General features: G+C 70.4%; 9 protein-coding genes. 3 read left to right on the top strand and 6 right to left on the bottom strand.

Annotated elements, in window-relative coordinates; translation table 11 throughout:
• Positions 1 to 76: 76 nt before the first annotated feature.
• A complete protein-coding gene (locus tag ABD269_RS30330) occupies positions 77 to 550 on the bottom strand; it encodes a MarR family winged helix-turn-helix transcriptional regulator (protein WP_301892325.1) in 474 nt (157 codons plus the stop codon).
• Between the two features lie 206 nt (positions 551 to 756).
• Here ABD269_RS30330 and ABD269_RS30325 point away from each other — a divergent pair, with 206 nt between their 5' ends.
• Positions 757 to 1623, top strand: a complete 867-nt coding sequence (locus tag ABD269_RS30325; RefSeq protein ID WP_344123092.1) for a lysozyme — start codon at positions 757 to 759, stop codon at positions 1621 to 1623.
• A 73-nt stretch (positions 1624 to 1696) separates the two neighbouring features.
• On the opposite strand, the gene ABD269_RS30320 is transcribed toward ABD269_RS30325, so the two are convergent.
• From ABD269_RS30320 to ABD269_RS30300, 5 genes are all read right to left on the bottom strand, one after another.
• Entirely contained in the window at positions 1697 to 4453 is a 2757-nt protein-coding gene (locus tag ABD269_RS30320; protein WP_344123090.1) for a M4 family metallopeptidase, read from the bottom strand.
• A 201-nt stretch (positions 4454 to 4654) separates the two neighbouring features.
• Positions 4655 to 5113, bottom strand: a complete 459-nt coding sequence (locus ABD269_RS30315; protein WP_301892328.1) for a (2Fe-2S)-binding protein — start codon at positions 5111 to 5113, stop codon at positions 4655 to 4657.
• An 18-nt stretch (positions 5114 to 5131) separates the two neighbouring features.
• Positions 5132 to 7318, bottom strand: coding sequence for a xanthine dehydrogenase family protein molybdopterin-binding subunit (locus ABD269_RS30310; RefSeq protein ID WP_344123087.1), 2187 nt, complete (start codon positions 7316 to 7318; stop codon positions 5132 to 5134).
• Between the two features lie 698 nt (positions 7319 to 8016).
• The gene (locus tag ABD269_RS30305) at positions 8017 to 8217 is read right to left on the bottom strand and encodes a hypothetical protein (RefSeq protein ID WP_344123085.1); all 201 of its coding nucleotides are present in this window, start codon (positions 8215 to 8217) and stop codon (positions 8017 to 8019) included.
• Between the two features lie 41 nt (positions 8218 to 8258).
• Positions 8259 to 8516: a hypothetical protein gene (locus tag ABD269_RS30300; RefSeq protein WP_344123083.1), complete on the bottom strand. Its 258-nt coding sequence runs from the start codon at positions 8514 to 8516 to the stop codon at positions 8259 to 8261.
• 239 nt (positions 8517 to 8755) lie between these two features.
• Between ABD269_RS30300 and ABD269_RS30295 the strand changes: the two genes are divergently transcribed.
• Positions 8756 to 9607, top strand: a complete 852-nt coding sequence (locus tag ABD269_RS30295; RefSeq protein WP_344123081.1) for a helix-turn-helix domain-containing protein — start codon at positions 8756 to 8758, stop codon at positions 9605 to 9607.
• Between the two features lie 28 nt (positions 9608 to 9635).
• A complete protein-coding gene (locus ABD269_RS30290) occupies positions 9636 to 9968 on the top strand; it encodes a DUF397 domain-containing protein (RefSeq protein WP_344123079.1) in 333 nt (110 codons plus the stop codon).

Genomic DNA, 9968 nt, shown 5'->3' with positions numbered 1-9968 from the left:
TTTCCAGCCCGTCCGGCGTTTGAGGACAGCGCGCGAAGCGTGCTTCGGGGTCCGGGGCGGAGCCCCGGAGCAGGGGCTAACCTTCCGCGCTCACATTCAGCTGTCGAAGCAAGCGCGCCAGTTCCGCGATCTCCAGCGGATCCCAGTCCGCGAGCTTGCGTACGTACTGCGCCCGCCGAGCATCCCGCACCCGCGTGAAGCGCGCGCGGCCCTCCTCGGTGATGCGGACCAGGGACGCGCGGCCGTCCGCCGGGTCGGGGGTGCGGGTGACGAGGCCGAGGTCGCCGAGGGCGCGCAGCTGCCGGCTCATGGTCGCCTTGCCGACGCCGAAGTACGCGGCGAGGTCCGTCGCGCGCTGCTCCCCCGCGTCCTCCAGCCGGACGAGGAGGCCGTAGGCGGCCGCCTCCAGTTCGGGGTGGACGGCGCGGGCCATCTCGCCGGAAGAGGCGCGGGCGCGGCGGAGGAAGACGGCCAGCTCCCGCTCCAGCGCGAGGTACGCCTGGTCCACACCGCTGCTGTCCTCGGGACGCGGGGGAGTCGTCTGGTGCACGTCAGGGCCCTCTCCGGCTTTTCCGGCTGCTGAAAATCAACGTCGGCCACGGCACATAGCCGCAGCTCCACCAGTATTTCGCAGGATCGGACCAACAACAGCACCGCGTCCCCCCATACCCGACGCGTCCGTGCTCGATATTTTGGGTATGACATGGTCACACCAATGTCGCGTCTCCCCCCACCCTGTCTCCCCCGGAGTCCGCCATGCCCGCGCTCAGACCAGCTGCGGCCCGCCGCGAGCCCCCCACGGCCGTCGGCGCCCGCGTGCCCCTCCTGTCCTTACTTGTCGCCTTGTTGGCCCTGATCGTCGCCCTGCCCGGCACCGCGCACGCCTCCCCCACGGCGAGCGGCAAGCGGCCCACCCACCCCGAGCGGGACTGGCTCGGCTCCACCGTCCGCGGCCACGAGCACCCCACGGGCGTCATGCCGCCCCCCTCGCTCACCGCCTCCGTCGAGGGCGTCGACGTCAGCAGCCACAACGGCAACGTCTCCTGGTCCACCCTCTGGAACAGCGGCAACCGCTTCGCGTACGTCAAGGCCACCGAGGGCACGAGCTACACCAACCCGTACTTCGCCCAGCAGTACAACGGCTCCTACGGCGCCGGAATGATCCGCGGCGCGTACCACTTCGCCCTGCCCGACAACTCCAGCGGCGCCGACCAGGCGACATACTTCGCCACGCACGGCGGCGGCTGGTCCGGTGACGGCAGGACGCTGCCGGGGGTGCTCGACATCGAGTACAACCCCTACGGCTCGGTCTGTTACGGCATGGGCGCGGGCGCGCTGACCGACTGGATCGCGGACTTCCTCCGTACGTACCGGGCGCGCACCGGCCGGGACGCGGTGATCTACACCGCGACGGGCTGGTGGAAGCAGTGCACCGGCAACTACGGCGGCTTCGGCTCCGCCAACCCGCTCTGGGCACCGCGCTACGGCTCCTCCGTCGGCGAGCTCCCGGCGGGGTGGGGCTTCCACACCTTCTGGCAGTACACCGACACGGGCCCGACCGTCGGTGACCACAACCGCTTCAACGGCGCCTACAGCCGCCTCCAGGCGCTCGCCGACGGCTGAGGCACACCGGAAAAGACGCCGGGCCCCCCGCACATCGGCGCCGGGGGCCCGGTTCATTGCCTCAACTCACAGGTCAGCCGCAGGAGCCCGCCGGGCGGGTGCGGGTGACCAGGTCGGCGTAGCCGGTGGTGCCGTCGAGCCACACCACCTGCCTGCCCCCGGCCGCCGCGGCCGACGACTGCTCACCGCGGTTGCAGGAGACCCGGGCCCGCGTGGGGTCGGTCGAACCGTCCGTCGCGAACTGGAAGAGCTTCGGCAGCGCCTCGTTCTTCACGGCGCTCTCCGGCGGCAGGGAGGTGACCGTCACGGCGCTCTCCGAGGCCGTCAGGTCGAGGGGGAAGTACGTCTGGTCCCCCTTCGACTTGTTGATGTCGGTCACGCCCGTCCCGTCGAAGTTCGCGCGGCGCACCGCGGACGAGCCCTTGCCCTGGGCGTCGAAGTCGTACGCCAGCCAGAAGACGTTCTTGCCGTTGATGCCGGTCTGCCCGATGGCCGACGGCGTGTCGACCTGGCCCATCACCGTCTTCCTGCCGGTCTTCAGGTCAAGCACCTCGGTGGTGGAGCGGAAGCCGCCGCCTTCGGGAGCGATCCTCGCGTAGGCGATCCGGCCGCCGCTGATCGACGCCGTGGCCGTGTCGGTCCCGGCGCGCCGGTCGTCCACCCAGGTCGGGGTCTTGTCACCGGTCCGCAGATAGCCGACGTGGCGGTCACCGAGGGCGATCTGCTCCTCGACGACCACGGTGTCGCCCTCGACGCGCACCGCGTTGATCCCGGCGCTGGTGTAGAGCTTCTTGACCGGGCCGCCCGCGAGCGGCCGGGACAGCACGTCCATGCCGTTCTTGCCGACCGCCACCCAGGCCACCGTTTTGCCGTCCGTGGCCGGGTAGGCGTGGTAGCGCCCGTCGTTGGGGCTGATCAGCTTCTTCTCGCCGGTGCCGTCGGTGCGGCCCGCCCAGACCGAGTACGGCTCGGAGCCGTCGTCGTTGGAGCGCGACGCGGCCCACCAGCCGCCGCCCGCGCCCACCCCGGTGCCCGCGGTGTTGACCTTGCCGGAGAGCAGGTCGGTGTCGACGCCGAGGGCCTGCTCCCAGTTGGGGACGATGCCGTGGGCGTTGAACGAGCGCGTGACGGTGCCCAGTTCCTTCGCTGAGACGCCGAGCGCCTTCGCGGCGGCGATCACCGCGTCGCGGCCCTCGGTGAAGCCGTCGAGCGGGGTCATGTACTCGGTGAGCGCCTTGTAGGCGATCTTGTCGGCCAGGGTGCGGCCGAGGTCCTGGCGGATGTTCCACAGCGCGCCCGAGAAGATGGTGGAGTTCAGGTGCACTCCGCCGTTGTCGGTGCCGAAGCCGACGCCCAGGAAGTTCTTGGAGGTCGTCTTGCCGTCGTTGAGGTCGCGGAACGCGCACTCGCGCGGCGACTTCTTGCGACAGAGGTTCCCGCCGAGCAGGCCCGCGTCGGGGTCGTCCATGGAGATGCCGGCGGCGTCCACGGCGATGGCGTTGCCGAAGTAGTCGGCGAGCGCCTCGTTGAGGGCGCCGGACTGGCCCGCGTAGACGAGGTTGGCGGAGTTCTCGACGACGCCGTGCGTCATCTCGTGGCCGACCACGTCGAGGTCGGCGGAGAGGGTCTTGTACTCGTCGTCGCCCCCGCCGTACACCATCTTGGTGCCGTCCCAGAAGGCGTTGATGTACGCCTTGCCCCTGTCGGTGACGCCGACCAGGGAGTTGATGGCCATGCCGCGGCCGTCCAGGCTGTTCCGGCCGTGGACCTTCTTGTAGTAGTCGTAGACCTTGCCCGCCGCCCAGTGGGCGTCGACGGCGCCGGCCTCGGTGGCGTCCTTGCCGAAGTTCGGGCCGGGCGAGCCGAACTCCTTGATGCCGGAGGGCCAGCCGCCGGACGTCTCGCTGACGTCCTTGCCGCGCGCGTCCCAGGTGGAGATCAGGTTCTGGGTGGAGTCCCACATCCGGGAGTAGTCGGTCATGACGTACTCGTTGCGGGCGGTGTCCTTGAACAGGCCGAGTTCGACGGTGGTGCCGTCGTACTTCACGCCGGAGCCCGCGATGCCGGGGCTGACGCCGTCGGCCTTGCCGGGGCTCCTGCCCACGGCGGACTTCGCGGAGGCCTCGGCGAGGGCCTTGCCCTTGATGTCGGCTCCGAACGTCTTGATGCCGCTGTACTGCAGCACCGGGAAGCCGGACTTGGCGTCGATGTAGACCTCGCGCAGCACGGGCTTGCCGTCGGCCGGGTCGGTGCCGCGCACGGTGATGTGGTGCGTGAGGACGCCGGGGCCCTTGGGCACGACCACCAGGCCGTGCGCGGCGCCGGTCAGCGAGGGCGCCGCCCCGGGCTTGCCGACCCGCTTGCCGCCGAGGTCGCGCAGGGTCGCCTCGACGGCCCTGCGCACCGCGAGCTCCTCGCCGACCTCGGCCTTGGTGTCGGCCTTCAGGCCGGTGAAGTACTTCCCGGAGGTGCCGGTGACGACGCGCTTGCCGTCCTTCTTCTCCATCCGTACGACGTACTGCCCGCCGAGGACGTCCACCCCTTGGTACTTCTGCTGGAGCCGGACGATCTCGTCCCGCCCCGATCCCACGGTCTGCACGGGCCGCAGATCGCGCCCCGGGGCGGCGATGTGATAGCGGTCCTGCTTGTCGGCGAGGTGCTCGCGCGCGGCGTCGGCCGCGCTGCCGCTCGCCCGCACGCCTTCGCGGATGCCGTCGACCAGGGAGGGGGTGGAGGTTCCCTTCCCCGGAATCACCTCGGCGGCCGCCGCGCCACCCGCGGCGACGGCCTGCCCCGGCACCACGGACACGACAAGGGCGGCAGCACCCATCAGCGCCGCCGCCCCAGCTATGCCGCTCTTCGCGGCAGGTCTTCCTGAACGCGCTCTGGATTTGGGCAAGGTTGTTCCCCCTCATACCTTCCGGAACATGTGCGGTCGTGGCACATGCAACCGGTGGGGTGGGGGTTGATCAATGATGCGCGAAATTTGACGGTCGGCTTTCGGCCTTGCCCCGTTACGACCGGATCGCGGTCACCCCATCTTCTCCGCCGCGCTCCGGATCGCCTCGCGGATGCGGAAGTACGTGCCGCAGCGGCAGACGTTGGCGATCTCGTCGAGGTCGGCGTCCGTGGGGTTCTTGGTGCGCTTCAGCAGGGCGACCGCCGCCATGATCTGGCCGGGCTGGCAGTAGCCGCACTGGGCGACGTCCTGCTCCAGCCACGCCTCCTGGACCGGGTGCAGGCGCTCGCCGTCGGCCAGGCCCTCGATGGTGGTGACCTCGCGGCCCTCGACGGTGGAGACGGGCACGACGCAGGGCCGTACGGCCTCGCCGTCCAGGTGGCTGGTGCACGCCTTGCAGACGTCGATGCCGCAGCCGTACTTGGGCCCGCGGATCCCCAGGTGATCGCGCAGCGCCCAGAGGAGGGGCAGGTCGTCGGGGGCGTCCACGGTGACGGCCTGGCCGTTGACGGTGAAACGGTGGGTGGGCATGGGGGCTCCTGTGGGGGCTCAGCGGGGGAAGGGGGTGAAGTCCACGTCGAAGTTGACCGGAAAGCGCCGCGGGCGCGTACCCGTGGCACGGGCGTACGCGTTCGCGATCGCCCCCACCGCCGCGGGCACCCCCAACTCCCCCGCCCCGCCCGGCTCTCCGGACGCCGGCATCACGAACACCCGCACATCCGTCGGCACGTCCCGCTGCCGCGCGTAGTGGAACTGCGAGTAGCTGCCCTCCAGCGGCAGCCCCTTGTCGAGGTGCAGCCCCGCCCGCAGGGTCGTCGAGATCGCGTCCGTCAGCCCGCCCAGCAGCTGCGCCTCCAGCCCCCGCGGGTTGACCGCCCTCCCGACGTCGGCCACGATCACCGCCTTGGTGACCCGGGGGCGCCGGGGGTCGGTCGCGTCGATCTCGACCAGGCAAGCCGTACGGGACTTGTACTCCTCGTGGAAGCCGATCCCCTGCGCGTGCCCGGCGGGCATCGGCCGCCCCCAGTCGCCCTCGCGCGCCGCCCTGTCGAGGACGGCCCGCTGGGCGGGGCTCTTGAGGGACGCGCGCCGGAAGGCGACCGGGTCCTGCCCGAGCCGCTCCGCGAGTTCGTCGACGACGATCTCCTCGGCGCCGCGGGTGTTCGCCGAGTACACGGACCGCCAGGAGGCGGTGGGCATCCGCAGCGGCACCTCCGTCAGGTGCTGGGTGGTGAGGCCGAAGCCGTACGGCGACTTCACCGTCGTATGGAAGAGCGTCTGCGCGAACGTCGCGTTGCCGATGCTCCCGGGCAGCCGCGCCGCGGTCGCGGTGAGGATCTCGCCGAGCCCGTGCCGGAAGTCGGTCTCCACCGCGGCCACCCGGTGCTCGAAGCTCAGCACCCTGCCGAGCGCGTACGTGGCCCGCAGCCGGTGGTGGGTGGCGGGCCGCATCCGGCCGTGCCGCATGTCGTCGATGCGGGACCACATCAGCCGTACGGGCCGCCCGGCCGCCTTCGACACCTGCGCCGCCTCCAGCGCCGCGTCGAAGAACAGCCGCCGCCCGAACGAGCCGCCCGCCTGCACCACATGGACGGTGACCTTGTCGACGGGCAGGCCGAGTTCCTTGGCGATGGTCTGCTGGGCGATGATCGGCGCCTTCAGTCCGGACCAGATCGTGGCCCGGTCCGGCCGGACGTCCGCGACCGCGGAGTTAGTCTCCATCGGCGCGTGGCTGACGAACGCGAAGTCGAACTCCGCGTCCAGGTGCGCGGTCAGCGGCGGCAGTTCGACCAGCGGGGCCGCCGCGTCGCGGAGCCGGGCGCGCACGTCGTCGTCGGAGAGGCCGTCGACGGTGCCCGGCCCCCAGCTCACGTCGAGCACGTTCTTCGCGTCGAGCGCCTGCCCGAACGTCTCGGCGACGACGGCCACGCCCGTGGGGATCACGTAGGTGCCGAGGACCCCGGGCATGGCCCGTACGGCGGCCTCGTTCCGTACGGCCTTCACCGTGCCGCCCACGGTCGGCGGACGGCGCACCATGCACGGCTTCGCGCCGGGGATGTCCAGGTCCAGGGTGTACTGCTGCTTGCCCGTGACCATCGCGCGGGCGTCGATGCGCGAGGCCGGCGTGCCGACGAGCGTGTGCGCGGACTCCGGCTTGGGCGTGGCGGTCAGCGCCCCGAGGTCGCGCGCGGCGGCCGCGACCGCGAGCGTGCCGTACGGCGCGGTACGGCCGTCCGGCGCGTGCACGGCCCCGTCCCGGGTCGTGAGCGCCCCCGCCGCGAGGCCCCACTGGCGGGCGGCGGCCCGTACGAGCCGCGAGCGTGCGGCGGCCGCGGTCTGCCGGACGGGGTCGTAGAGCGAGCGGACGGAGTTGGAACTGCCCGTGAACTGACTGAACATCAACTCAGGCCGCGCATCCTCCAGTTGGACCCGCACCCGCCCGAGCGGCATGTCCAGCTCCTCGGCCACCAGCATCGCAACCGCCGTCGTCAGCCCCTGCCCGACCTCTTCCCTCGGCAGCCGGAAGGTCACGCCCCCGTCCTCGCCGACGGTCAGCACGAGCATGTGCGCGGTGGGCGCCCCGGCCAGGATCAGGATGTCGCCGAGGTCGACGATGTCGGCAATGGCCGCCTGGGCAGGCGCCTGAGCAGTGGCCACGGCGAGCGTCGGGGCGGCGATGAGGTAGGTGAGGAAGCGGCGTCTGCTGGGCGCGGTGGGCGCAGCCGGCTCCGTCATGGGGACTCCTGTCGTGGGGGCGGCCGCTTGATCATTTACCGACGGGTAGCACGGGAGCAAGGGCGGGGTCCGCGCAGCGGCGGTTTTTCCCCGTTGGCCGAGGGGTGCCCTGACAGGAGGACGCACGTAGCCTCGCAGACATGGACGATTTACTGCCGCCCCTGGCAATCTTCGGCGGCCTGGCCGCGGTCCTGTGCGGCTTTGCGTGGCTGGCGCTCCACGTGCGGCGCCGGGGCACGGCGGGCACGGGCGTCACGGCGGCGCTGGCGGCTTGGGAGGAGGCGTATCGGGCGACCTCCCATGAGTCCTACTTGGAGATCCAGGCGCAGGCGGAGCGGCGGTCCCCCGTGGTGTCGCCGGATGGCCACTGGCGACCGGGCGTGCGCGATGCGAGTCGGAAGAGCGCTCCTACTGGGCGCGTGCGCGTGCGCCTTCGGCGCATGGGGCGGCGGCGGTGGTGGCGAGGCTGATCGGGGCGCGGCGCGTATGGCCACGCCCCGGAGGGTTCATCGATGGCAGGTCAGACTTCCGTCACGCATGCGCCTCCCAGATGTGGACGCCCATGGCCTCGGTCATTCTCGCCGCCGCCGGACGGTCGCCGTCCGCAAGCGCTTGCGCCCTCTTGCGCTTGATGTCCCGGCACTCCTGACACCGACGAGGGGGCGGGATCTCGGTTCGGGGTTCGACGCTCGCCTCGCTCATGCCATGCCCCGCTCTCGCCTGCTCCGGTCGTTGACCTCGGTCACCTTCGCCCGCAGCTCGTCACTGGCGATGGCCGGACGGACGTCGCAGGGGAACGCCTCCCACTCCCGCCCACCGGCGGGTGGCCGCAACGCCAACCGCCCACCGGTGGTGGCCATCACTTCACCGATGCGGTTCCGTCGGACGTCGACGACCAACGAGCCGATTTTCGGTGCGCGTTCGGTTCCCTCGGCGGCCGTCATCGACTCACGTCCGCGCGGCGCGGCTGCCGGGGGCGGAAGTCGATTCCGTGGGCAGTGATCCAGATGAAATGGGGGTTGTCGTCGATGCCGGTAGGTGTATCAGCGAGGGGCGGCTCGGGCGCGTTCGCCACATGGACGGCACGGCAGGCGCAGGTGCCGCGGCCAGGGGTGCGCGGCGCAAACCACACCCTCACCCGTTCGAGCAAGTAGGAGATAAAGTTCGCCATGTTGACCTGTCCCTTCAGGTTGGCCACGCCCCGGGGCCGGTCGCACGGCTGCCGGGGTCTCTTGCTCCTGCATACGGCAGGAATTTGGGCACAGGGGTGCCCAGTGGCAAGCCCGCCAAGATCACCGAAAGCGATCGAGCGGACCACTCTCCGTAGCATCTACCGCATGCAGCGCGTCGCGCAACCCAATCGCACGGAACATGTTCCAAGGTCTTTTGCCCCCTGTAGCCTGTCTGGACTTCCGTGCAGGTGAAGGGGGTTGAGACGTGTCCGAACCACGCCCGACTGTGCGTCGTCGCCGTCTGGCCACAGTGCTCGTCAAACTGAGAGAAGAGGCGGGCAAGTCACCGGAGGATGCCGCCGAGCGCATCGGGTGCCATCGTTCGAAGATCAGCCGGGTCGAGAACGCGCGACTCGGCATCTCCCTCGGCGAAGTGCGGGATCTGCTCCGCTTCTACGGCGTCGACGATCCGGAGTACGCGGAAGAAGTGGTCAATCTCGCCCGACGGAGCAACGAACGAGGCTGGACGAAGCAGCTCGGCCTCAGGCTCCCGTCATACGTGGACTACATCGACTACGAAGAGACCGCCGACTACATCCGCTCGTTCGAACCGATGGTTGTCTCCGGTCTCCTGCAGACCTCCGACTACGCGCGGGCTCTTCTCAAGGCAGCGCCAAGCATGCTCTCAAATGAACGCATCACTGAGCTGGTTCAAGTACGCATGCGCCGACAGAGAATCCTCGACCGTGACGCCCCACCGCGCGTGTGCGTGATCCAAGGGGAGGCGGCTCTACGAGCCCAGGTGGGTGGCCGGAGCATTATGGCGGCGCAGCTCCAGCACCTGGAAGAAGTCTCGGAGCGCCCCAACATCGACGTACAGGTGCTGCCGTTCAGCGCCGGCGCTCACGCCGGAGTCCTGGGCACCTTCGTGCTGTTCAGCTTCCCCACCCCGGCGTTCTCCGACATCGTGTGCCTGGAGCACAGGACGGGAACTCTCTACATGGAGACCCCGGAGGACACGAGCGCGTACACGCTCACATTCGACTCGTTGCGATCAACCGCCTTGAGTCCTGCCGACAGCCTCGACCTGATCAACCGGGTCAAGCAAGAGCTGTAACGCAAACAACACTTGAGAGGTAGCAAGAATGCTGGCCCACGACCTTCGCGACGCCCGCTGGCGGAAGAGTACGTACAGCGGCAACTCGGGCGAATGCATCGAGATAGCCGACGGTCACACCAGCCTCGTCCCTGTCCGCGACTCCAAGACACCGCACGGTCCCGCCCTACTGGTCCACGCCAGAGCATGGGCCGAGTTCATAGCAGGCATAAAGGCCGGAGCCTTCCGGCCGTACGCGGATCCCCGGCAGCACCACGTCAGCCCCGGCTCGGGCACCCGGCCGGGGCTGACGCTTGCCAGTCTCGCCGAGCCCATAGTCACGCAATCGAGCGCAAGCAGCTGGACGCCGGTCCCCTCCTGA

This window comes from Streptomyces blastmyceticus (assembly GCF_039521185.1).
Classification (GTDB): Bacteria; Actinomycetota; Actinomycetes; order Streptomycetales; family Streptomycetaceae; genus Streptomyces; species Streptomyces blastmyceticus.
The sequence above is the reverse complement of the archived record's forward strand: the minus strand, read 5'-3'. Positions and strand labels throughout refer to the sequence as shown.